Origin of the sequence: Glutamicibacter nicotianae (assembly GCF_006539525.1) — a bacterium.
Taxonomy (GTDB): Bacteria; Actinomycetota; Actinomycetes; order Actinomycetales; family Micrococcaceae; genus Glutamicibacter; species Glutamicibacter nicotianae.
In genome coordinates this window covers 192,961-216,179 of record NZ_BJNE01000001.1, presented here as the reverse complement: position 1 = coordinate 216,179, position 23,219 = coordinate 192,961, and the positions used below count along the sequence as shown (strand labels likewise).

The following is a 23,219-nucleotide window of genomic DNA, read 5'->3' as shown; positions in this document are numbered from 1 at the left end:
TCCTACCCCTGGGGCTTGTCGACGGCTCCGCCGTAGCGGCGATCGCGCTTTGCGTATTCTTCCACCGCGGCATACAGCGTCCGCCGGTCGACATCCGGCCACAACTGGTCCAGGAAGACCATCTCCGCGTAGGCCGACTGCCACAGCAGGAAGTTGCTGGTGCGCTGCTCGCCACTGGTCCGCAGGAAGAGATCCACATCTGGGAGTTCTGGCGCATGCAGGTACTTGGCAATGGTCTTTTCGCCAACGGAACTGGCGCGAAGCTTGCCGGCAGCGACATCTTGGGCAATTTGGCTGACTGCGTCGCCAAGTTCTGCCCGACCGCCATAGTTCACGCACATGGTCAGCTGGCATCCCAAGTTGTCCTTGGTCAGCTCTTCGGCTTCTTTGAGCTCGTTGATCACTGACTTCCAGAGCTTGGGCTCCCGGCCCGACCAGCGAATGCGCACGCCCCAAGAATTCAACGTATCGCGTTGGCGGCGCAGGACATCACGCGAAAAGCCCATCAGGAAGCGGACTTCCTCTGGGCTGCGCTTCCAGTTTTCCGTGGAGAACGCATAGACCGAAACATATTTGACACCCAACTCCACGGCGCCTGCCATCACATCGAGCAGCGCGGCTTCGCCTGCACGATGCCCCTCGGTACGCGGCAGTCCGCGCTGGTTGGCCCACCGCCCATTGCCGTCCATGACAATCGCCACGTGCTCAGGGATGAGCTCCTGGGGAATGGCCGGCACCTGTGGATTCTCCGGATGCGCAAAGGGAGCAACGGGGCCTCGGCGGCCGGTGATCTTTGGAAGCTTCTTCAATTTCTCTCCACAAGACGTAGGGAATTCACTGCACGCTCTAGGTGCCATTGCAAGTAATTGGCCACGATATCTGCTGCCTGCTTGCGCGCACGGGGTCCTGCCTGTGCCACGGTGGACCAGTCCCCCTCCAATAGGGCCTGCAGATATTCGATGGTAATGGGGTGCGGGGATAATGACCCGGAAGGGCGGCATTCGGCGCAAACCACGCCGCCAAGCTGGACGTGCAGTGCTTGATGCGGGCCAGGCTTGCCGCAGCGCACGCAATTGGTGAATGACGGTGCCCAACCAGCGACCGACAGCGCCCGCAGAATATAGGAATCGAGCACGGCCCCGGAACCGACCCTCTGCTTGGAGAGCAGCGCGATCGCACCGTGGAAGAGCTGATATTGCTGGAGCGTTGAATCGCTGTCCGTCTCGAGCAGCCTTTCGGCGATCTCCGACATGGCGTTGGCCACCGTATAGCTCGGGTAATCCATGACCAGCAGCTGGCCGTAGGGGTTGCGCAGCTGGGCCTGCGAGACGATATCGAGGTTCCGGCCCATCACCAGCAGGGCATTGACTTCCATGAAAGGTTCCAGCGTTGCGCCCATCCTCGACGAGGTCCGGCGTACGCCCTTGGCCACGGCACGGACAATTCCGTTGGGGGTCAGCAGCGTGATGATCCGGTCGGCTTCACCCAGCTTATGGGTGCGCAAGACCAGACCACGGGTGTGGTAGCTCTTGGAAGCGAAACCTGATCTGGACACAGACAGTATTCTCCCACTTCAACTGCCAAAGTTCTGAATCGCTTGAATACCAGGAGTTCCGATTCGCCGGCGGACATGGCAGTTGCACGAGCAAACCGGCATCTACCGGGCCCGAATCCAAAGGGTTCGAGGCACACCTCGACTTGAACCGGGCAGAAAGGCCGAGAACGCCGTGCAGGACTAAACGCCACGGCCAGCTGAGTGGGCTGGCCGTGGCGTTTTGCTGGCGGCAGGTTCTGCCGGCTGCCTACTTGCTGTCGCGGATTGCGCGGTTGACCGCAGAGACCACGGCCTTCAGCGCCGCGATGTTGGTATTGGTGTCCAGGCCGATGCCCCAGAGGATGCGGTCGCCCACGGCGCATTCGACGAAGGCCGCGGCGCGGGCGTTGCCGCCTTCGCTCATGGCATGCTCGGAGTAGTCCAGCACGCGCAGATCCACGCCATCGTCGTTGAGCAGCTTGACCAGTGCGGAGACCGGACCGTTGCCCTGGGCGCTGCGCTCATGGGCCACGCCGTCGATGATCAGCTTGGTATCCAGGCGGAAGCTGCCATCCTCTGCCGAAGCCGCGGTGGCCGAAGCGATCTGGTAGTAGCCCCACGAGTTCATTCCCGAATCCTCGCTGACCGGCAGGTACTCGTCCTGGAAGACATCCCAGATATGCTGCGAGGAGATCTCGCCGCCCTCGGTATCCGTCTTGCGCTGGATGACGCCGGAGAACTCGATCTGCGCGCGGCGCGGCAGATCCAGGTTGTAGTCGTTCTTCAGCAAGTAGGCCACGCCGCCCTTGCCGGATTGCGAATTGACCCGGATCACTGCTTCGTAGGAGCGGCCGATATCCTTCGGATCGACAGGCAGGTACGGAACAGCCCAGACCAGGTCATTGATGTCCTTGCCTTCAGCCGAAGCCTTGGCTTCCATCGCTTCCAGGCCCTTCTTGATCGCATCCTGGTGCGAGCCGGAGAAGGCGGTGAACACCAGGTCGCCGCCGTACGGGCTGCGCTCGGGCACCGGCAGCTGGTTGCAGTACTCGACGGTGCGGCGGATGTGGTCCATGTCGGAGAAGTCGATCTGCGGGTCCACGCCCTGGCCGAACATGTTCATGCCCAGGGTCACCAGGTCCACGTTGCCGGTGCGTTCGCCGTTGCCGAACAGGCAGCCTTCGATGCGGTCCGCGCCGGCCAGGTAGCCCAGCTCCGCGGCGGCCACGCCGGTGCCGCGGTCGTTGTGCGGGTGCAGCGAGAGGATGATCGAGTCGCGGTTGGCCAGGTTGCGGTGCATCCACTCGATGGAGTCCGCGTACACGTTCGGGGTGGCCATTTCCACGGTGGCCGGCAGGTTCAGGATCATCTTGTTCTCCGGGCTGGCCTCCAGCACTTCGGCGACCGCCTCGGAGATGCGCTTGGCGAATTCCAGCTCGGTGCCGGTGTAGGACTCCGGCGAGTATTCGTAGGTGATCTTGGTGCCGGTCAGCTGTTCCTCGTACTTCTTGCACAGCCGCGCGCCGTTGACGGCGATGTCCACGATGCCGTCCTCGTCCTGGCGGAAGACGACCTCGCGCTGCAGGATCGAGGTGGAGTTGTACAGGTGCACGATGGCCTGCTTGGCGCCTTCCAGCGCCTGGTAGGTGCGCTCGATCAGGTGTTCGCGCGACTGGGTGAGCACCTGGATGGTGACGTCCTCGGGGATGCGGTTCTGCTCGATGAGCTGGCGCACGAAGTCGAAGTCGGTCTGCGAGGCGGACGGGAAGCCGACCTCGATCTCCTTGAAGCCCATCTGCACCAGCAGGTCGAACATCTTGTGCTTGCGTTCGGGGCTCATCGGGTCGATCAGCGCCTGGTTGCCGTCGCGCAGGTCGACCGCGCACCAGCGCGGGGCCTTGGTGATGTACTTGTCAGGCCAGGTGCGATCGGGCAGATTGACCTCGATCTGGTCCTGGAATGGAACATACTTGTGGATTGGCATGTTCGAAGATTTCTGCATGTTCTGCATTTCTTTGGGTCCCCTAGACAAAAATAGTGCTTACTTTGTGGGGCCAGACAAGAGCTACTCCGCGACGAGGGGTCGGCCTGTAGACCACTAGCGGTCCTTTGGATCCTCGCAGCGGCTGAGTAGTAGTAGAAGCTCGAAATGCACGAGATGAGCATAGCACCACGCTGTGCAGGCAGGTGAAACTTGTGTCACCTCCGTGTCACATATTGGACAGGCCGCTGGTGCGCTGCGGTGGACAGGATGATGGCGCCGGCGAAGAATGGGTTCCACCACACCACACGCCAAAGGAGGTTGGTTGATGAGGGCGATTATCGTTGGCGCTGGAATCGCCGGACTGGTCGCGGCCAGGCAATTGGGCTTGGCCGGCTGGGAGGTGCTGGTGCTTGAGCGATCGGATGCCCCGCGCCCGGACGGCTACATGATGGACTTCTTCGGTCCGGGCATTGAAGCGTCCGAGCGCATCGGACTGCTGCCCTATCTCGCCGAGGCCGCCTACCGCGTGCAGGCCGCGCAATATGTGGACCCTCGGGGCAAGCCGACAGCGTCGCTGGATTATTCGAAGTTCTCCGATCTCGCCGGCGGCAGGGTGCTCACCTTGCTGCGCCCGGACATGGAAGCGGCCGCGCGAGCCGCGCTCCAGGATGCCGATCCGTCGCGGGTCCAGCTGCGCTACGGGGTTCATATCGACCAGCTGGACATCCATGGCCAGCGGGCACAGATCCGCATCAAGGGGCACAACCAGCCGGAGCTTGCGGATCTGCTGGTCGGGGCCGACGGCATCCATTCAACGGTCCGGGCAAGGTTCTTCGGTCCGGAAGGGGCGTTCCTGCGCCCCTTGGGAATGCGGGCGGCAGCCTTCATCATCCGGGATCCCGAGCTGAACCGGCGCTTCAAGAACCGCTTCGTGCTCACCGATACGGTTGACCGCACCGCGGGAATCTATGGGCTGCGCAGCGACGAGGTGGCATCTTTCCTGGTCTATCGCCATGAACACGGGGCGCCCCTCGGGCCGGCCCGCGATCGGCTGCGCAGCATTTTCGCCGGTTGCGGCGCGCAGGTGGACCGGCTGCTGATGCAATGCCCGGATGACCCCTATGACGATGCCGTCGCGCAGGTGGTGATGGATTCCTGGCATGCCGGCCCGGTGGTGCTGATCGGGGATGCGGCGGCCTCGGTCTCGCTGCTGGCCGGCCAGGGCGGGGCGATGGCCGTGTGCGCCGCGGCCGCCCTGGGCGATGCGGTGGGCAGTGCCACCGAACCGGGGCAGTTGCCGCCCGCCCTCGCACGGTACGAGAAGGCGATGCGGCCGAAGATCGACACGGCCCAGGCTTCGGGGCGGCGTGCGGCCAACAGCTTCCTGCCGCGAAACCAGCTGGCCCTGCGGATGCGGAGATTCATTATCAACTCCACGCGTCTGCCCGGCGTGGATCGGCTGGTGGCCCGCCAGATCGTCAACCGCCTGGCCAAGTAGGAGGCTGCCTATCCAGCGCGTCCCCAAGACCGGCGCGGTCCTGGGGACGAAGTTGGGCGTTGGCCCGGTGCGGCGGCGCGCGGCCTAGAAGCCCAGGCGCCCGAGCTGCTTTGGGTCGCGCTGCCAGTCCTTGGCGACCTTCACATGCAGGTCAAGGTAGACCTTGGTGCCCAGCAGCTTCTCGATGCCGCGGCGGGCATTGGTTCCGACCTCGCGCAGCCGCGAACCGCCACGGCCGATGATGATGGCCTTCTGGCTGGAGCGCTCGACGAACAGCGAAACGTGGATGTCGATCAGCGGGTTGTTTTCGCTGCGTCCTTCGCGCGGCACCATTTCCTCGACGACCACTGCCAGTGAGTGCGGCAATTCGTCGCGCACGCCTTCCAGCGCGGCTTCGCGGATCAGCTCGGCAACCATCTTGGCTTCCGGCTCGTCGGTCAGCTCGCCATCCGGGTACAGCGGAGGGCCTGCCGGCAGGTGCTCGACCAGCACATTGGCCACCTCTTCGACCTGGAATTCCTTGACCGCGGAGACTGGCACGATCGCGGCGAACCCCTGTTCGCCGAAGTTCTGCGTGCCCATTTCGGCGACGGCGATCAGCTGCTGCGCGAGCTGCTCGCGGTCCACCAGGTCGGCCTTGGTGACCAGCGCGATGATCGGCTTGCGCTGCAGCTGCGCCAGCTGCGTGGCGATGTAGCGGTCGCCCGGGCCGATCTTCTCGTTGGCCGGGATGCAGAAGCCGATCGCGTCCACCTCGGAGAGGGTCTCGGCGACCAGGTCGTTCAGGCGCTGGCCGAGCAGGGTGCGCGGACGGTGCAGGCCGGGGGTGTCGACCAGGATCAGCTGCGCGTCCTCGCGGTGCACGATGCCGCGGATGGTGTGGCGGGTCGTCTGCGGCTTGGCGGAGGTGATGGCCACCTTCTGGCCCACCAGCGCGTTGGTCAGCGTGGACTTGCCGGCGTTCGGGCGGCCTACGAAGGAAGTGAAGCCGGAGCGGAAGCCCTCGGGCCATCCGCTGGAGGCGAGCAGGTTCTGGTTTTCACTCATCTGAGGAATCCTCGTCGTTCTCAATATGGTCGGATGCGTCTGTTTCCAGGCGCTCTACATGGATTTTGCCGATACGGTTGCGGCGGCCGGCGAGGGCCACCACGGTCAGGCGCAGGCCGTGCACATCAGCGGTGGAACCGAGTACCGGCACCGATTCCAGGGCCTTGGAGAGCAGGCCGGCGACGGTATCGACGTCCTCTTCCTCGATGTGCATGCCGAAGTGGTCGGCCACATCGTCAATGGATGCGGCGGCCACGGCGAAGATCGAACCGTCGGGGTTCTCGATCAGTTCGGCCCGGGAACGATCATACTCGTCGTCGATCTCGCCCACGATTTCCTCCAGCAGGTCCTCGAGGGTCACCAGGCCCGCGGTGCCGCCGTATTCGTCGATGACGACTGCCAGGTGGATTGACTCCTGCTGCAGTTCCTGCATCAGCTCTGCCGCGGACTTCGATTCGGGAACGAAGCGGACCTTGCGCGCCAGGTCGGCCAGGGACTGCGCCTGCTGCAGGCCGTGGATCTCGCGGATCAGGTCCTTGAGGTAGATGATCCCCTGGATGTCATCGGTATCCTCGCCGATCAGCGGGATGCGGGAGAAGCCGGAGGCGATGAACAGGTCCATGGCGCTGTGGAATGAATGATCAGCATCCAGCACCACCATGTCGGTGCGCGGCACCATCACCGAGCGGACGCTGGTCTCCTCCAGGTCGATCACCGAGGAGATCAGTTCGGCCGATTCCTCGTCCAGATCCTCGCCTTCGGAGGCGCGATCCACCAGATCGCGCAGGCGTTCCTTGCCCAGGTAGCCTTCGCCGTCCGCGCCGCCGGGGCTCAGCGCCTTGGCGATGGATGCCAGCCAGTTGGTGACCGGACCCAGGACCAAGCGCAGGAAGCGAACCAGGGTGGCCGTGGACTGAACGACCGTCTGCGCGTTGGAGCGCCCATAGCGCCGCGGGGACACGCTGACCAGGACGAAGCCCAGGGCAGCCATGGCAATCGTCGAGATCATCCCGATCAGCCACACATTCTCGATCCACTGCGAAACGAGCAGGGCCACGGCGACCGCCGAAGCGGTCTCGAACCAGATGCGCCAGAACTTCACCGCCTGGGCATGGCTTTCTGCCTCATCCAGGATCGCGGAAAGCGCCTTGGAGTTCGATTCGGCGCGCAGGCGTTCGGCCGCGTGCCGGGATAACGCATAGAAGGCCGAGTCGACTGCGGTCAGCACGGCCGAGAAGGCCATGAAAACCAGGGCCAGGACCAGCAAGACGATTTCCACCGGGCTATTCCACCGTTTCCTTCGGTGCTGGGCGGCCGGTGTAGGACTCCAGCAGCTTGCGCTGCAGTGCGAACATCTCTTCCTTTTCTGCTGGTTCCATGTGGTCGAAGCCCATCAGGTGCAGCAGGCCGTGGGTGGTCAGCAGCAGGATCTCGTCGTGCGTGCTGTGCCCGCCGGCCTTGGCCTGCGCTTCGGCGACCGAAGGGCAGATCACGATGTCGCCAAGGATGCCGTTCTCCCCTGGCGCGCCGGCGGTGCCGGGACGCAGCTCATCCATCGGGAAGCTCATTACGTCGGTAGGGCCTTCGAGGTCCATCCACTCGACATGCAGGGCGCTCATGGCGTCCTCGTCGATGAAAACGATGGACACTTCGGTTTCCGGGTGCAGGAACATGGCCCGCATCACCGATTCGGCCAAGGCGTTGACGTCCTTGAGATCGACGTCGTACTCGGTTTCGTTATTTACTTCGATGCTCATTTGCTGCGGCGTCCCCGGTTGTGTTCTTTGCGTCGGGTGTCATCCCAACGGTCGTAGGCTGTGACGATGTCGGCAATCAGGCGGTGGCGCACCACATCCGAAGAGTCGAGCCGGCAGATGCTGATGTCGTCGATGCCGTCGAGGACATCGCTGGCCATGCGCAACCCGGAGGTGGCATTGTTCGGCAAATCCACCTGGGTGACATCGCCGGTCACTACCATCTTCGAGCCGAACCCCAGGCGGGTGAGGAACATCTTCATCTGCTCGGTGGTGGTGTTCTGCGCTTCGTCCAGGATCACGAAGGCGTCATTGAGCGTGCGGCCGCGCATATAGGCCAGCGGAGCGACCTCGATGGTTCCGGCTTCCAGCAGCTGCGGAATGGTTTCCGGATTGACCATGTCGTGCAGGGCGTCGTAGAGCGGACGCAGGTACGGGTCGATCTTCTCGGTCAACGAGCCGGGCAAGAAGCCCAGCTTCTCCCCCGCCTCAACCGCAGGACGGGTCAGGATGATGCGGTTGACCTGCTTGTCCTGCAGGGCGGCGACGGCCATGGCCATGGCCAGGAAGGTCTTTCCGGTGCCGGCCGGGCCGATGCCGAAGGTGATGGTCGAATCCTCGATGGCGTCGACATAGCTCTTCTGGTTCACGGTCTTGGGCCGGATGGAGCGTCCGCGTCCCGAGAGGATCTTCAAGCCCAGGACGTCGGTGGGCGCATCCGGGTTGCCGGCGCTGAGCATCTTGATGATCTGCTCGATGGTTTCGGCGCTCATGCGCGAGCCGCGGGTGGCCAGCGAACGCGCTTCCTCGGTGACTCGCTGGGCCTTGCGGACTTGCTGCGGGTCGCCGGCCAGGGCCAGGGCTTGGCCGTTGGGGCGGAAGCTGACCTGCGGGTAGGCCCCGGAGAGGATCCGCAATAGCTCGTCATTGGGGCCCAGCGTGGCAATCATGAGCTCAGCCGTATCAAAACTGATGGTGAGCGACGCGGATCCGTTCTCCGTTGTCGTTTTATTCTGTTCAACCTGCATGCAGTGCGCGGCGCCCCTTTGCGAGCTTCGTAGTGTTCGAGAATTGTTGTGCTTGCCATTCTATCGAGTCGCAGGCCATTCCGGAGAAAATTCAGGTCTCAGCGTAAGCAGGAATACCTGAAAGTACTCTTGAATGATGCTAATAAGAGCAAGTGGTGAACATATAGATTTGATTACGGATTAGTAAGTTGGGGCATTTTTAGCCAGTTAGCCGCCTCGAATATGGCAAGCTTGAGAGCGGTTCCGCAACTGCCGCGGACCGAAACAGCAATAAATCACCACGGATTGGTTCGCAGTGCAATCAAGGATCTTGCGGAAGATTCCACGTCGATTCGGCGTTTTGGGAATCACCGCCGCTCTCGTCGTCGCCGCAGGCTGCGGTTTGACGAATCGCGAGAGCTCCTATGAGATGCCTTCGACCCCCGCGGCCGCATCGCTGAACCTGCCGAGCGCCACCGACGCTGGCGAGGATGTCGGCATGGCCGCCAGCCTGCCGGTCTACTGGCTGGAAAACACGGACACCGGCGTGTACCTGTACCGCGAATACATCCAGGACACCCGCCATCAGGAACCCATTGGCGATGCGATCTGGACGCTGCTCACGGCAGACCCGATGAAGCCGAAGCGCTATACCCACCTGAAGCCAACCGATGAAATCGGCGTTTCCATCAGCAACGCGAATGTCATCACGTTGGATCTTCCGGCTAAGGTGTTCAGCGCCCGCCTGGATCAGGGACTTTCCGAACGGGCCATCCAGCAGCTCGTGTTCACCGCCACGGCAGCCGCCGCCAACTCTGGCCTGGTTGTCGGCGACACCGCCCCAACGGTCCGCATCCTGGTGGACGGACAAGCCAACGCAACGGTCTTCGACGGCTTCCGGCTCAAGGATGTCTACGCACGCGATGCCGAGTTCATTGCACCGATCTGGATTATTGATCCGCAATTCGGCGCAACCTTGAAAAGCGGCTCGATCAAGATCAATGGCCGAACCACGCAGTTCGACATCGGCACCTTCTACTCCCTGCAGCGCAAGGACGCCGACGGCAAGCTCACGGTGATCACCGCCCAGAAGCAGGTCAATCCCGGACAGATCAAGGACGACGGTTCCTTCACCCTGACCACCGATCTGCGTGCAGGATCCTACCGGCTGACTTTCTGGGGACTTGAAACTGGATCAGAGCATCTGGCCGGCAAGGTCATCAGCGACTTCCGCGTCGAGTAGCGTACCGCCACTGTTGCCGGCCGGTTCCCGGTTTCCTGCAGCGGCCCTGACGTGGTTGCAAAAGACCTCGAAAGGCAACGATCCCTGTCCCGCGAACAGCAACTAATGGCGCGATAGCGCCGAATTTTTCCGCTTCAGGCTGCCTGCGAAACTGCCTTCACAACCATGGGATGCACTGCGGCGAACGAAGATCCTGCACGTCGAGCCGGATGGCGGTCGCCTGGGCCATGCCAGGTCGAGGTGCAAGAAACTTGTGCGCCCGCCAAAAGCAGAATTGCTCCGTACAAGCCGAGCGCAGGCGCGCCCTAGGCTTGCACGGAGCACTTTCGATGCTCGCAAGATTGCATGAAGCTAGATCTCGCCGATCAGATGGCGGATCAAGACTAATGCCGCCGGACCGGCGGTCGAAGCGCGCAGCACGTGCTGGCCGAGCAGGGCTGCATGCGCACCGGCATCCACGAAGGACTGCAGTTCCGTGTCCGAGATGCCGCCTTCCGGCCCGACGATCATGATGACCTCCTGGCCGGGCTGCGCCTCGGCGAGCCACGACTGCACGTGCCGCGCGACCGAATCCACAGCCTGCTCATGCAGGACCAGCACCAGAGAGCCGCGATCGGCATCAGCGGCAATGGCCTTGGCGAGCTCCTTGGAACCCATCGGGTCCAGTACCTCTGGCTCATAGGCGCGGCGCGACTGCTTCTGCGCAGAACGCACCTGCGCACGCCACTTGGCCATGGCCTTCTCGACCTTCGCCGCGTTCCAGCGCACGATCGACCGGTCGGCCTGCCAGGGGCGCACAGCCAGGGCTCCAAGCTCGACGGCGGCCTCAACGGCCTGCAGGTCGCGGTCACCCTTGGAAAGGGCCTGGACCAGGGTGACCGGGTGGTCGCTGACGGCTTCCTCGGTGCGCCGCAGGACCTTGACGCGCAGCAGGTCCTTGGCGGTGGCGACGACCTCCACGGTCAGGCGCAGCCCCTTGCCATCGAGCAGGTCCAGGTGCTCGCCGGCGGCGGCCCGCTTGACGGTGACCGCGTGGTGCGCCTCGGGGCCGTCCAATTCAAGGAAGTCCCCGACCGAGGCATCCTGGCCCTGCTGGGCGTCGATGACGAAGCTGTGGTTGCTCATGGCCTAGCGCTGGTTCAGCTTGTCGCGCAGGCGGGAGAACATGCCGCCGGAATGCTCGACACGGCCGGCCGTCATTTCCTCGCCACGCAGCTTGGCCAGCTGCTCGAGCAGCTCGCGCTGCGCAGAGTCCAGCTTTGTCGGGGTCTCCACCTGCAGGTGCACGATGATGTCCCCGCGCTTGCCTCCGCGCAGGCGCGGCACGCCGAGGCCCGGCAGGGTCACGGTGTCGCCATCCTGGGCGCCCGGCTCGACATTGATGGCCTGCTCGCCGTCGAAGGTTTCCAGCTTCAGCTCGCAGCCCAAGGCCGCGGCGGTCATCGGCAGGCTCATCTTGGCGTGCAGGTCGGTGCCGGAGCGTTCGAACACCTTGTGGCGGCGCACGTCGACCTCGACGAACAGGTTGCCGTTCGGGCCGCCGCCCGGGCCGGCTTCGCCCTGGCCGCGCAGCTGGATGCGGGTGCCGGAGTCGACGCCTGCAGGAACGTTCAGCGACTTGGAGACATGCTCGCGCACGCGGCCTTCGCCGTTGCACTCCAGGCAAGGGTCCGGGATGGTGGTGCCGAAACCGCGGCAGGCGGCGCAGGTTTCCACGGTCATCATCTGGCCCAGGAAGGAACGCACCGGACGCTGCACCTGGCCTGCGCCATGGCAGATGTCGCAGGTGACCGGGCTGGTGCCCTCGCGGGTGCACGAGCCGTTACAGGTCTTGCAGGTGACGGCGGTTTCCATCTCCAGCGGGTAAACGGTGCCCTTGACCGCGTCCTCTAGGTCGATGGTGATGGTGATCAGCGCGTCGCGGCCCGGCTGGGTGCGCGATGCCGGGCCCTGGGCCTGGCCGCCCCCGAAGAACTGCTCGAAGATGTCGCCGAAGCCGCCAAAGCCCTGGCCGCCGCCGCCGAAGCCCGGGTGGCCGTTGCCGTTCTCATCGCCGGTGGCGTCGTAGTTGGCGCGCTTGGTCTGGTCGGAAAGGACTTCGTAGGCGCGGGTGACCAGCTTGAACTGCTCTGCAGCTTCATCGCTCGGGTTCACATCCGGGTGCAGCTTACGTGCCAGCTTCCGGTAGGCACTCTTGATTTCCTGCGGGGTCGCGTCCTTGGCTACACCCAGGGTCTCGTAATGCGAGCTCACGTTATTCGCCGTGTCCTTTCCTAAGACTCTTAAACTTCATTCGTGCCGGGCTGGCGCCCAGCGAGGCTAGTTAGCCAAAATCTTCGACAGGTACCGTGCCACCGCACGAACCGAGGCCATGGAGGTCGGATAGTTCATCCGGGTGGGGCCCAGGACCCCGAGCTTGTTGCGCACATCGGCGCCATAGGTCGTCGCGACCACTGCTGCATCCGAGAGCTGGCCATAGTGGTGCTCGGTGCCGATCGCCACGGCCACCCCGCGAGAATCGGCTTCCAGCTCGGAGAAGAGCTTGAGCAGCACCACCTGCTCTTCGAGCGCCTCGAGCACCGGGGTGATGCTCAGCGGGAAGTCCCCCTCCACGCGGGCGAGGTTGGCGGTGCCGGCCATGATGATGCGCTGGGCATTGGCTGCTTGGGCCATTTCTTCCAGCGCGCCGATCACATGCTCCACCAACGGGTCGGCCTGCTGTGCCGGGCTGAGCTCCATGCGGCCGAGCCGGCCGGCCAGCTCCGCCAGCTGCACTCCCCCGAAATTATTGAGCAGCCACGACTTCAGCTCGCCCAGCTCGTCATCGCTGTAGGAACGCTTGACCGGCATCATCCGCTGGTCCACCGTGCCGTTGGAGGCGATCATCACCATCAGCACCTGGGTTGGGCCCAAGCCCACCAGGTCGAGGTTCTTCAATGAAGCGGTGTCATAGTGCGGCACCTGGATCATCGCCACCTGGTTGGTCAATCGTGCCAGCAGGCGCACGGTGCTCTTGAGCATCTCGTCGAGGTCCGTGGAATTATCCAGGATCTTGTTGATGGCGTCGCGTTCGGCCCGCGACAGCGGCTTCAGTTCGCCGATCTCGTCCACGAAGCGGCGGTAGCCCTTTTCGGTGGGAATGCGTCCGGAGGAAGTATGCGGAGCGGCAATCAGCCCCTCCTCTTCCAGCAAAGCCATGTCATTGCGGATCGTCGCGGCGCTGACGCCGAGGTTGTGGCGGTCGAGGAGCGCTTTGGAACCCACCGGCTCACGGGATTGGACGTAGTCCTCCACGATGGCACGCAGAACGTCCAAGCGTCGTGGCTCCGACATGACAGCACCTCCTTGGATTCCCTGTGCCCGGCTTTGGCACTCTAACCTCTCAAGTGCCAAGTCTAATACGTTCAGCTGTTGCTAGCATTGGATTTCGAGCGTATTCGATCACAGCGAAAGGCAGTACGTGGCTAATTACTCCTGGGGACCACGAGATCTCAGTGCACCGGCACATCGAAAACTCCGCCAGGTCCCCGTGGAACGTGGCATGATCCTGGAAGATGCCACCTCAGGTTGGGTGGGAGAAGTCATCCGTACCGAAAAGTCCGGCGGCATGCGCGTGATCATGCTCGAAGACCGCCACGGCAAGAGCCGTTCCTTCCAAGCCGGCTTCGGGTTCCTCCTCGAAGGCGAACCGGTGGAAATTGTCGAGCCCGTCGCCAAGGCCGCGGCGCCGAAGAACCTGGTTTCCGCTTCGGGTTCGCGTGCCGTAGCGGGGCTGAAGGCCCGGGAGGCCAGGGCCAGCCGCATCTGGGTTGAAGGCAAGCACGATGCCGAGCTGGTGGAAAAAGTCTGGGGACACGACTTGCGTGTCGAAGGCATTGTTGTCGAACCGCTGCATGGCGTTGACGATCTGGCCGGAGCCATCCGCGACTTCGCCCCGTCGCCGCAGCGTCGTCTGGGAATCCTGGTCGACCACTTGGTCGCTGGCAGCAAGGAATCGCGTATTGTCGCCGAGGCGATGCAGGTTCCCGGTGCCGCCGATAACGTGCTGATCCTCGGCCACCCCTACGTTGACGTGTGGCAGGCGATCAAGCCTGCGACCCTGGGCATCAAGGCGTGGCCGGTCATCCCCAAGGGGGTCGACTGGAAAACCGGAGTGCTCAAGGCCTTTGGCTGGCCGCACGCTACGGCAGAGGATATCGGCATCGGATGGCAACGGCTGCTGTCCACGGTGCAGCATTACGGGCAGCTTGAACCGCAGCTGCTGGGCCGAATAGAAGAATTGATCGATTTTCTCACGACCGAAGATTACGGTTTCCTAACGATTGACTAATAGTTGGAGATTAGTCGGCGAATCTCCCCGTCCGCTCAGCCGCGGTCGCTATGATAAGAGGAACCACACTTAAGCAAGACAAGGATTAATAGTGACATCACGCCAGACGAAGCCATCGGAGAATTCCCGCTTCGAAGGTTCCCAGACCTCTGCGCTGCCGCTGACTCCTTCAGAAGACCGCCAGTGGGCCACGATGGCCCACTTCGGCGCCATCTTGGGTTGTGTTCCATCGGCAATCGTCTTCGCCGTATTCCGTGACCGCGGCCCATTCACGGCACAGGAATCCAAGGAAGCGTTCAATTTCACGTTCCCGCTGACCATTCTGGCCATCGTGTTCAACGTGCTGATGATCTTGCCGGTGATCGGCTGGCTTTTTGCCGTTCTGGCCGTGGCCCTGTGGGTCTACATGACGGTCTCCGGCGCCCTTGCCGCCATCCAGGCCAACAAGGGACGCCCCTACCGCTATCGATTCAATCTGAGGCTGATGAAGTAGCGCCAGCTACCCAGCCTCAGAAATCAAGCAGTTCACGCACCACGAGGTCGGCCAGGAGCCGGCCTCGCTGCGTTAACACCAAGGTCCCGGAGAATGCTGCCTTGGCATCAATCAGCTCGTCTGCGATCAATCCGGCAATCTTCTTGCGCCCGGTCTCATCGAGCTCGCTGATCTGCATTCCAGAGCTCAAGCGGGTGAGCAGCATGGTGCGTTCCAGCTGCACGGCTTGGGCATCCGGGTACTCGCGGCCATGTCCCGGTGAAATTCCGGCGTCGATCCGCTGCTGATAGGCGGCTGGATGCTTCACATTCCACCAGCGCAGTCCGCCAACGTGCGAATGCGCGCCGGGGCCTGCACCCCACCAGTCGCCGCCCTTCCAGTAGGCGATGTTGTGCTGGCACGCATTGGCCGGGGTCTTGGCCCAATTGCTGACCTCGTACCAGGAGAATCCGGCCGCGGCAAACATCTCATCGGCCATCTGGTACTTTTCGGCATGATCGTCATCGTCGATGTTCGGCACCTGGCCGCGGCGGATCTGGGCCGCGAGCTTGGTGCCCTCCTCGATGATCAGCGCGTAGGCCGAAATATGATCAGGCTCGTAGCTCAGCGCGGCTTCGATGCTGGTGCGCCAATCCTCAAGGCTTTCCCCCGGGGTGCCATAAATCAGATCGACACTGACATCCAGGCCGGCCTCGCGCGCCCAGACAACCGCTTGCGGAACCCGCTTCGGATCATGGGTGCGCTCCAGCACCTTGAGCACATGCGGCACCGCCGACTGCATGCCGAAGGACACCCGGGTGAAACCGCCATCGGCCAGCTCCTGCAGGCTCTCGCGGGTTACCGAATCAGGGTTGGCCTCGGTGGTGATTTCTGCACCTGGCTTCAGGCCGAATTCGTCGCGGATCCTGCCGAGCACCGAAACCAGGTCGCCGGCGGGCAGCAATGTGGGAGTGCCTCCTCCGAAGAAGACGGTCTCGATTTCGCGATCCGGCTGGCCCGAACGGTCCATCACCTCGCGGGCGAAGCTGATTTCCTTGCTGACGGTGGCAGCGTAGGTCGCTTGGCTGGAGCCGGAGCCCAGCTCCGTGGCGGTGTAGGTGTTGAAATCGCAGTAGCCGCAACGGACGGTGCAAAACGGGATATGCACATAAAAGGACATGGTCCGCTCCTGTGCCTCATGCGCGCATGAGGCAGGGAGCAGACCATCGGCCGGAGCCGGATCGCCGTCAGGCAGAACTGATGGCATTTACTTCTTTTTCGGCTCGTCGGTGGACAGCGCTGCAATGAAGGCCTCTTGCGGGACCTCCACGCGGCCGACCATCTTCATGCGCTTCTTGCCTTCCTTCTGCTTTTCCAGCAGCTTGCGCTTGCGGCTGATGTCGCCGCCGTAGCACTTGGCGAGCACGTCCTTGCGGATGGCGCGGATGTTCTCGCGGGCAATGATGCGCGAACCGATCGCGGCCTGGATCGGCACTTCGAACTGCTGGCGCGGGATCAGCTCGCGCAGCTTCGTGGTCATCATGGTGCCGTAGGCGTAGGCCTTGTCGCGGTGGGTGATCGCGGAGAATGCGTCCACCTGGTCGCCCTGGAGCAGGATGTCGACCTTGACCAGGTCTGCCACCTGCTCGCCGTCGGCCTTCCAGTCCAGCGAAGCGTAGCCGCGGGTCTTGGACTTGAGCTGGTCGAAGAAGTCGAACACGATCTCGGCCAGCGGCAGGTGGTAGCGCATTTCCACGCGGTCCTCGGAGAGGTAGTCCATCCCGCGCATGGTGCCGCGGCGGGACTGGCACAGCTCCATGACCGCACCAATGAATTCGCTCGGCGCCAGGATGGTGGCGGCGACCATCGGCTCATGCACCTCGAGGATCTTCCCATCGGGGAATTCCGAAGGGTTGGTCACCGTCATCATCTGCTTGTCTTCGCCCATGACCTCATACACCACGTTCGGCGCGGTGGAAATCAGGTCCAGGTTGAATTCGGATTCCAGGCGCTGGCGGGTGATTTCCAGGTGCAGCAGGCCCAGGAAGCCCACGCGGAAGCCGAAGCCCAGTGCGACGGACGTTTCCGGCTCGTAGGTCAGTGCGGCATCGTTGAGCTGCAGCTTGTCCAGCGCATCACGCAGTGCCGGGTAGTCGGTCCCGTCCATCGGGTACAGGCCGGAGAAGACCATCGGCTTGGCTTCTTCGTAGCCGCCCAGGGATTCGCTGGCAGGCTTGAGCGAGTTGGTGACGGTATCGCCGACCTTGGACTGGCGCACGTCCTTCACGCCGGTGATCAGGTAGCCTACCTCGCCGACGCCCAGGCCCTTGGTGGGCTCGGGGTTCGGCGAGGATACGCCGATTTCCAGCAGCTCGTGGGTGGTGCCGGTGGACATCATCTGGATCTTCTCGCGAGGAGTGAGCTTGCCGTCGACCACTCGGACGTAGGTGACCACGCCGCGGTAGGTGTCATAGACGGAGTCGAAGATCATCGCACGGGCCGGCGCGTCGGCTTCGCCGACCGGCGGCGGCAGCTGCTTGATGACTTCGTCGAGCAGCGCCTCGACGCCTTCGCCGGTCTTGCCCGAAACCTTCAGCACGTCTTCGGGCTCGCAACCGATCAGGTTGGCGATCTCGGCGGCGTACTTCTCCGGCTGCGCGTTAGGCAGGTCGATCTTGTTCAGCACCGGGATGATCGTCAGATCGCCCTCAATCGCCAGATACAGATTCGCCAGGGTCTGGGCTTCGATGCCCTGGGCGGCGTCGACCAGCAGGATCGCGCCTTCGCAGGCGGCCAGCGAACGCGAGACTTCATAGGTGAAGTCGACGTGCCCCGGGGTATCGATCATGTTCAGCGCGTACGTCGTGCCGTCCTCGGCGGCCCAGGGCATGCGCACGGCCTGGGACTTGATGGTGATGCCGCGTTCGCGCTCGATGTCCATGCGGTCGAGGTACTGGGCCTTCATGTCGCGGGCAGCAACAACGCCGGTCAGCTGCAGCATCCGGTCGGCCAGGGTCGACTTGCCGTGGTCGATATGGGCAATAATGCAGAAATTACGGATGAGCGACGGATCGGTCGCGGCAGGCACCTGGGCGGTGCGGGCCAATGGAGACACCTAAACAGACCTCACTAGCTGACTAAAGGACATAGTTGGATTAGCCTCCATTCTGTCATGATTTCCGCGTCATCACATATTTCGACAGCCTCGAACTGGTAGTTTGTCGTGCATGGCACTGAATCCGCAGAAGATATTTAGCATCGTCATGCGCGCGATCAAGGAAATCAACAAGATCCGCGCGAATTCGACCGGCAGTTCCCCCGCTCGCAACCGCCCGAACGGTTGGACTCGGAGTGCTAGTGGAGAATCTCCAGCAGCATCCACCGTGCAGCATGTGCCAAGGGCTGCCGGATACCCGGGCGATTACCGTGGCAAGGTTCACTACGAGTACAACCCGTCCAAGGATGGCAATGCTGATCCAGGCGAGATCGTTTGGACCTGGGTTCCTTATGAAGAAGACTATTCGAGAGGCAAAGATCGACCGGTGCTGATTGTTGGACGCGATAGCGGTTGGCTGCTCGGGCTCATGCTAACCAGCAAGGACCGGAATAATCCGGGTCACCGCGATCGGAATTACATGGATATTGGTACCGGGGACTGGGACCGCGAGCGTCGCCCTAGTGAGGTCAAGCTTGATCGCATCATTCGAGTAGACGAACGGGGTGTTCGCCGCGAAGGCGCCATTCTGGACCGCGAACTCTTCTCGAATGTGGTGAACGCCCTAAACGAACTCGCGTAGGCACTCGTTGCCGGGCTCTGTATCTGATAGAGTTAATCCTTGTGTGTTGCGCAGGTTGGGCAACACGCCCCCTTCGGGTCGCCATAGGTGCCCCACACCGCTCAGTCGATGGCCTGGAGGATGAACCCTCTACCGACCGTATAAAACGATAAACGAGAGAGTTTATTAAAGTGGCTAACATCAAGTCCCAGAAGAAGCGTAACCTGACCAACGAGAAGGCACGTCTGCGTAACGTAGCTGTCCGTTCCGAGGTCAAGACCGTGATCCGCAACGTCAACGAGGCAATTGCCGCCGGCGACAAGGACAAGGCAACCGAGGCGCTGCGCCTGGCTGGCAAGAAGCTCGACAAGGCTGTAAGCAAGGGTGTTCTGCACAAGAACAACGCTGCTAACCGCAAGTCGGCCATCGCCAAGAAGGTTAACGCCCTCTAAGCCGAGCTTAGACTTCATCAACTCCCCCGCGCTCATCGAGTGCGGGGGTTTTGTTTTGCCCGAAACTGCTTTTCGCGGCTTTCCCGGATCAGGGACGCGTGGCAGGCTTCGCGGAAGCGGCCGCAGTGGGTGCGCGCACGAATGCATCGTGCGCGCACCCACTGGATCTGAACGGGCTCAGCGTCCAGGTGCCTTGCCGGCAATAAACATGATGGCGTGTTCCAGGGCATATCCGGGTGAACGGCTGCCGCCCTTGACCATGCGGTCGGTATTCGCGATTTCCTCGACGCACAGGGCCAGATCGCCGCGCTTCCAGCCGCGAGCCTGCTGCTGCGCCTGCTGCACCTGCCACGGAGCCATCCCCAATTCGGAGGCCAGGGCAGCAGCAGGTTCATTCACGCCGGCGACCTTGGCGATCTGGCGGACCTTCATCGCCAAGGTGGCAACAATGGGAATCGGGTCGGTTCCGGTACCCAGCGCGTGGCGCAAGGTGCGCAGCGCGAGCTGGGCATTGCCCGAAATCGCCGCATCGGCCACCTTGAACGCGGTCGCTTCGACCCGGCCCCCGTAGTACTTGTCAACGGTATCCTGGTCAATCGTTCCCGTGGTGTCGGCGATCAGCTGGGAGCAGCTCGAACCGAGCTCTGCCAGCGAATTGCCGACTGCGGCAACAAGGGCCTTGACCGCGTCATTGGTAATCCGGCGCTTGGCTGCCTTGAATTCGGACTGGACGAAGTCGATCTTCTCGGAGTCCTTCTTCACCGGCTGGCAGTTGACGACCACCGCTCCGGCGGCCTTGATCGCGTCGATCAGCTTCTTGCCGCGGGTACCGCCCGAATAGTGCATGATCAGCACATTCTCGGGTGCCTGGTCCTTCAGATAGGCCATCGCATCCTTGAGGAAGTACTCGTTCATGTGCGCCAGTTCGTGGACCTCGACCAGATTGGCGGTGGAGAACAGCGAGGAGCTGGTGGCCATGAGCAGCTCTCCCGGCTCGTACTTGGCCGCGTCAAGACGCGTGTGCTGGATGTCGTCCCGCTGGCCGGCTTGGGAGCGCAGCAGCTCGAAGGCGCGTGAAGCGAGGTAATCTTCTGAACCGGTCAACAGGATCAGCGGTTGCGGGCGCAGTTCCCGCCATGAGATTCCCGGATTTGCTTGGGCGCGTGCCATCGAGCTCCTTAGTGCATCGGTCGATATATTGATCCTACCGAACCGGAGTACCCAGGGAGGTACCACGGATGCCCTGGCCGGTAAATGTGAGCAGTACGGTACCGGATTGGTCGGTGCGCAGCACTGTCGCGCCGATCCGCTTCGCCATTTCCAATGTTTCCGGGTGCGGGTGGCCATAGGAATTGTTCTTCCCGGCCGAGACCAGCAGGATCTGCGGATGGATCCGCTCAATGATCCGTGTGCCGCCGTTGCGCGCGCCATGGTGCGAAGCCTTCAAGATCGCGGCATGGCCTTGCGGATGCAGCCGCAGCAGGCGATCCATGGCTTCGGTCTCCATATCCCCGGCCGCAAAGAAATCGACGGCACCACTCGGGGTGGAAAAGCTGAACCGGATGACCAGCGACGTGTCGTTGGGCTCGGCGTATTGCGCGTAACGCGCCTCGGGACCCACGACTTCGAAGCTCACCTCCCCCGCAGTCTGCTGCGTACCAGGCTCCAGCACCCGAGCCCCGGGCCAGAGTTCCAGATCGAATCCGGTCGAGACCAGGCGGTCCCCGATCCGAACTTTCGACTCCTCCAGTTCCCGGATGGCGCCGAAATGGTCGCTGTGCGTATGCGTGATGAAGACCTTGCCCAGGGTGGTGATGCCGAGCCGGTCCAGGCACAGCAGCAAACCGCTATCTGGCGGCCCGGTATCGATCAGCCAGCCGTCGGCATCCCCCAGATTGATGACGAACGCATCGCCCTGCCCCACATCGCACATGGCGATGCTCCAATCCGTGGCAACATCTTCCCGATAGAACAGGGTTGCAGGCACAATGAGCGCCACGGCGAAGACCATGATCGCGCCCAGCACGCCGAGCGAGACCTGGCGCACGCGCAGCCGCTCGGTTTCGCGGCCCAGCACCAGCAGCGAGCACAGCGCAAGCGACAGCATGACCGCCAGCAGAATTCCCGGCAGCCCTGCGGGCCATGGACGGGCAGCACCCGGCAGCCCGGAGACGGCATGGGCAACCTTGCCGATGGCTTCGGCTGGAAGTCCGGGCACCCAGATCAGCACCGATTCGAATCCCGGCCATGGGGTGCACAGCAGCAGGCAGATCATGCCGAGCGCGGTAATCAACGGCAGCAACGGCGCCACCAGGAGATTCGCGGGCAGCGAGTACAGGCTGAAATCCGAATTCAATGCGATCACCACCGGCAGGCAGGTGAATTGCGCGGCGCAGCAGATGGCGGTCAGCTGCGCCAGCCAGGCCGGCATGATGTGGAGCAGGATTTCGGTCAGCGCCGACGAGAGCATGATGATGCCCAAGGTCGCCAGCACCGACAGGGCAAAGGCCGGTTCGGCGCCCAGGCTTCGATCGATAGCCAGCAAGGCCGTTCCGCTCACGCACAGGATCCCCAATGAGCCCTGGCCGCGGCCGAGCAGCACCGAAACCGCCGCAATGCTGCCCATCAGGCTGGCGCGCAGCACGCTGGGATCCGGCCCGGCAAACCAGGCGAAAAGCCCGACCACGCCAATCATCAGGATCGCGCTGGGGACGCGCGGAACCGAGAACAGCCGGAACAGCACCAGGACGATGGCCCCGATCAGGGCGATATTCGAGCCGCTCACGGCGGTGAGATGACTCAGCCCGCTGGATCTCATCGCCTCGCCCAGTGCTTCATCCTGCCCGGAGCGGTCGCCGTAGAGCATGCCGGGCAGCAGCGCCTGCGCGTTGCCGGGCAGGTCGCTCAGGCTGAGGGTGAAGCGTTCCTTGAGCAGGTCGGCGGCCGTCGGTTCCGCCCAAGAACTGACCTGCGGCTCGCTGGCGGCCTGCGCCCACCAGTCGAAGGATCCGGCATCCGCGGCGTCCAGATCGAGGATGGCCTCGAACTGCCCGGCGTTGGCAGGCAGCCCGAAATCCACGCTCAGGTAGACCGGCACCTGGCATGCCACCCATTGGCCATCGTTCCAGTAGCGCTGGATTTCCGCCCGGCCCGCGGTGCTTCCCTGGCCCTGCGCGCTGGCCAGGTCCTCGAAACGCACGACCGCGCGCCGCTGCTGCTCGGGAGCGCCGGGCAGCTGGCATTGGGGGTCGGTGAACGACAGGCTGCTGACCGCGACCATTCCCAGCAGCAGGATGATCGGACCGGTGAACCACGGTGCGGCGTAGGCGCGGTCGTGCCGGGGACGCAGGAGCAGGAACAGCAGAAAGGCGAGCAGCGCCGACAGCAGCCACAGCAGCCAGGCCGGGAGGCTGAAATAGGCGGCGGTCCAGGCACCGGCCAGCAGCCACAGGCCCCGGAAATCGGTGTTCACGGGACCACCAGCTCGCTCAGCTGCCCCAGCAGCGCCGGGCCGATGCCGGAGACGGCATCCAGCTCCTCTACGGAGGTGAAGGGGCCGTTCTCGGTGCGGAAGTCGATGATCCTGCCGGCCAGGGCCGGGCCGATCCCCGGAAGCTCCTGCAGGGTCTGCGCATCGGCGGTGTTCAGCGAGATCTTCCCGCCGGCCGTGGCGCTCGGGGCGGCTGGGAGGTCCCTGCCGGTCTCGGTGCCGGGAAGGATGACCTGCTGGCCGTCGACCAGCTTGGCTGCCAGGTTCACCAGCTGCGCCTGGGCGCCCTTGGCCAGCCCGCCGGCGGCCTCGACCGCATCGGTGATCCGCGAATCCGCGGGCAGCGTGTAGACGCCGGGCTTCTTCACCGCGCCGACCACATGGACCGTGACCTCGGGACCGGACGGGCTCGGGGACAGCTGGTCCCCCGGAGCCGTCGCGGAGGGATCGGACACCAGCGGAACCGTTTCAAGCTCCTGGGCTACCGGCGGTGGCGCCAGCAGGATGGAGATCGCGATCCAGGCGAGCACCACGATGACCAGCACCAGCACGGCCACGCGCGAGATCGCAAACCTCAAGCGGCCGGGACGTGGCGCGTACTTGCTGAAGAAGTCGTGGCGGCCCATGGGCCA

Annotated in this window: 21 protein-coding genes; 6 read left to right on the top strand and 15 right to left on the bottom strand. The window is 63.3% G+C overall.

Going from position 1 to position 23,219, the window contains the following annotated elements; genetic code table 11:
- Positions 1–2: 2 nt before the first annotated feature.
- The 3 genes from ANI01nite_RS00975 to leuA all read right to left on the bottom strand — a co-directional run bounded on the left by ANI01nite_RS00975 (position 3) and on the right by leuA (position 3,545).
- Complete coding sequence (locus ANI01nite_RS00975; protein ID WP_073706233.1) at positions 3–809, bottom strand: isoprenyl transferase; 807 nt, start codon at positions 807–809, stop codon at positions 3–5.
- Entirely contained in the window at positions 806–1,555 is a 750-nt protein-coding gene (gene recO, locus ANI01nite_RS00970) for a DNA repair protein RecO (protein WP_141355320.1), read from the bottom strand. Before recO ends, ANI01nite_RS00975 begins: the two co-directional genes overlap by 4 nt.
- A gap of 247 nt (positions 1,556–1,802) precedes the next feature.
- A complete protein-coding gene (leuA, locus tag ANI01nite_RS00965; protein ID WP_066138379.1) occupies positions 1,803–3,545 on the bottom strand; it encodes a 2-isopropylmalate synthase in 1,743 nt (580 codons plus the stop codon).
- Positions 3,546–3,843: 298 nt separating this feature from the next.
- Here leuA and ANI01nite_RS00960 point away from each other — a divergent pair, with 298 nt between their 5' ends.
- Positions 3,844–5,016: an FAD-dependent monooxygenase gene (locus tag ANI01nite_RS00960; protein WP_141355318.1), complete on the top strand. Its 1,173-nt coding sequence runs from the start codon at positions 3,844–3,846 to the stop codon at positions 5,014–5,016.
- 84 nt (positions 5,017–5,100) lie between these two features.
- Here ANI01nite_RS00960 and era read toward each other — a convergent pair whose 3' ends face one another.
- From era to ANI01nite_RS00940, 4 genes are read right to left on the bottom strand one after another with little or no spacing between them, the layout of a single operon-like run.
- Positions 5,101–6,063, bottom strand: a complete 963-nt coding sequence (gene era, locus ANI01nite_RS00955) for a GTPase Era (protein ID WP_073706229.1) — start codon at positions 6,061–6,063, stop codon at positions 5,101–5,103.
- A complete protein-coding gene (locus tag ANI01nite_RS00950; RefSeq protein ID WP_038991090.1) occupies positions 6,056–7,342 on the bottom strand; it encodes a hemolysin family protein in 1,287 nt (428 codons plus the stop codon). Before ANI01nite_RS00950 ends, era begins: the two co-directional genes overlap by 8 nt.
- 4 nt (positions 7,343–7,346) lie before the next feature.
- Positions 7,347–7,820 (bottom strand): rRNA maturation RNase YbeY, encoded by a 474-nt coding sequence (gene ybeY, locus ANI01nite_RS00945; RefSeq protein ID WP_038991091.1) that lies wholly within the window; start codon positions 7,818–7,820, stop codon positions 7,347–7,349.
- Positions 7,817–8,845, bottom strand: a complete 1,029-nt coding sequence (locus ANI01nite_RS00940) for a PhoH family protein (protein WP_141355316.1) — start codon at positions 8,843–8,845, stop codon at positions 7,817–7,819. The genes ybeY and ANI01nite_RS00940 overlap by 4 nt, the downstream gene beginning before the upstream one ends.
- Positions 8,846–9,155: 310 nt before the next feature.
- Between ANI01nite_RS00940 and ANI01nite_RS00935 the strand changes: the two genes are divergently transcribed.
- The gene (locus ANI01nite_RS00935) at positions 9,156–10,067 is read left to right on the top strand and encodes a GerMN domain-containing protein (protein ID WP_141355314.1); all 912 of its coding nucleotides are present in this window, start codon (positions 9,156–9,158) and stop codon (positions 10,065–10,067) included.
- Between the two features lie 351 nt (positions 10,068–10,418).
- Here ANI01nite_RS00935 and ANI01nite_RS00930 read toward each other — a convergent pair whose 3' ends face one another.
- From ANI01nite_RS00930 to hrcA, 3 genes are all read right to left on the bottom strand, one after another.
- Positions 10,419–11,192 (bottom strand): 16S rRNA (uracil(1498)-N(3))-methyltransferase, encoded by a 774-nt coding sequence (locus ANI01nite_RS00930; protein WP_141355312.1) that lies wholly within the window; start codon positions 11,190–11,192, stop codon positions 10,419–10,421.
- Between the two features lie 3 nt (positions 11,193–11,195).
- Complete coding sequence (gene dnaJ / locus ANI01nite_RS00925; protein WP_038991094.1) at positions 11,196–12,320, bottom strand: molecular chaperone DnaJ; 1,125 nt, start codon at positions 12,318–12,320, stop codon at positions 11,196–11,198.
- A 66-nt stretch (positions 12,321–12,386) separates the two neighbouring features.
- Positions 12,387–13,400 carry a heat-inducible transcriptional repressor HrcA gene (gene hrcA, locus ANI01nite_RS00920; RefSeq protein WP_141355311.1) on the bottom strand — a complete coding sequence of 338 codons (1,014 nt, stop codon included), beginning with the start codon at positions 13,398–13,400 and terminating at the stop codon, positions 12,387–12,389.
- Between the two features lie 127 nt (positions 13,401–13,527).
- Between hrcA and ANI01nite_RS00915 the strand changes: the two genes are divergently transcribed.
- Together ANI01nite_RS00915 and ANI01nite_RS00910 are read left to right on the top strand one after the other, a co-directional pair.
- Positions 13,528–14,397, top strand: a complete 870-nt coding sequence (locus tag ANI01nite_RS00915; RefSeq protein ID WP_141355310.1) for a DUF3097 domain-containing protein — start codon at positions 13,528–13,530, stop codon at positions 14,395–14,397.
- Between the two features lie 91 nt (positions 14,398–14,488).
- On the top strand, positions 14,489–14,890 hold the full coding sequence (locus ANI01nite_RS00910; protein ID WP_038991097.1) for a DUF4870 domain-containing protein: 402 nt from the start codon (positions 14,489–14,491) through the stop codon (positions 14,888–14,890).
- Positions 14,891–14,906: 16 nt separating this feature from the next.
- Here the strand turns inward: ANI01nite_RS00910 and hemW are convergent, their stop codons facing one another.
- Both hemW and lepA read right to left on the bottom strand, forming a co-directional pair.
- Positions 14,907–16,136, bottom strand: a complete 1,230-nt coding sequence (gene hemW / locus ANI01nite_RS00905) for a radical SAM family heme chaperone HemW (protein ID WP_141355309.1) — start codon at positions 16,134–16,136, stop codon at positions 14,907–14,909.
- Positions 16,137–17,984 carry a translation elongation factor 4 gene (gene lepA, locus ANI01nite_RS00900; protein ID WP_038991100.1) on the bottom strand — a complete coding sequence of 616 codons (1,848 nt, stop codon included), beginning with the start codon at positions 17,982–17,984 and terminating at the stop codon, positions 16,137–16,139. It abuts the gene before it with no gap.
- Positions 17,985–18,096: 112 nt separating this feature from the next.
- On the opposite strand from lepA, the gene ANI01nite_RS00895 reads away from it, so the two are divergent.
- Together ANI01nite_RS00895 and rpsT are read left to right on the top strand one after the other, a co-directional pair.
- Positions 18,097–18,666, top strand: a complete 570-nt coding sequence (locus tag ANI01nite_RS00895; protein ID WP_141355308.1) for a type II toxin-antitoxin system PemK/MazF family toxin — start codon at positions 18,097–18,099, stop codon at positions 18,664–18,666.
- A gap of 170 nt (positions 18,667–18,836) precedes the next feature.
- The gene (gene rpsT, locus ANI01nite_RS00890; protein WP_038991103.1) at positions 18,837–19,097 is read left to right on the top strand and encodes a 30S ribosomal protein S20; all 261 of its coding nucleotides are present in this window, start codon (positions 18,837–18,839) and stop codon (positions 19,095–19,097) included.
- Positions 19,098–19,274: 177 nt separating this feature from the next.
- Here the strand turns inward: rpsT and holA are convergent, their stop codons facing one another.
- Genes holA through ANI01nite_RS00875 form a run of 3 tightly spaced genes read right to left on the bottom strand, consistent with a single transcriptional unit; the run spans position 19,275 to position 23,213 of the window.
- Positions 19,275–20,267, bottom strand: coding sequence for a DNA polymerase III subunit delta (holA, locus tag ANI01nite_RS00885; RefSeq protein WP_073706221.1), 993 nt, complete (start codon positions 20,265–20,267; stop codon positions 19,275–19,277).
- A gap of 34 nt (positions 20,268–20,301) precedes the next feature.
- The gene (locus ANI01nite_RS00880; protein ID WP_141355307.1) at positions 20,302–22,569 is read right to left on the bottom strand and encodes a ComEC/Rec2 family competence protein; all 2,268 of its coding nucleotides are present in this window, start codon (positions 22,567–22,569) and stop codon (positions 20,302–20,304) included.
- Positions 22,566–23,213, bottom strand: a complete 648-nt coding sequence (locus ANI01nite_RS00875) for a ComEA family DNA-binding protein (RefSeq protein ID WP_141355306.1) — start codon at positions 23,211–23,213, stop codon at positions 22,566–22,568. The genes ANI01nite_RS00880 and ANI01nite_RS00875 overlap by 4 nt, the downstream gene beginning before the upstream one ends.
- Positions 23,214–23,219: the final 6 nt, after the last annotated feature.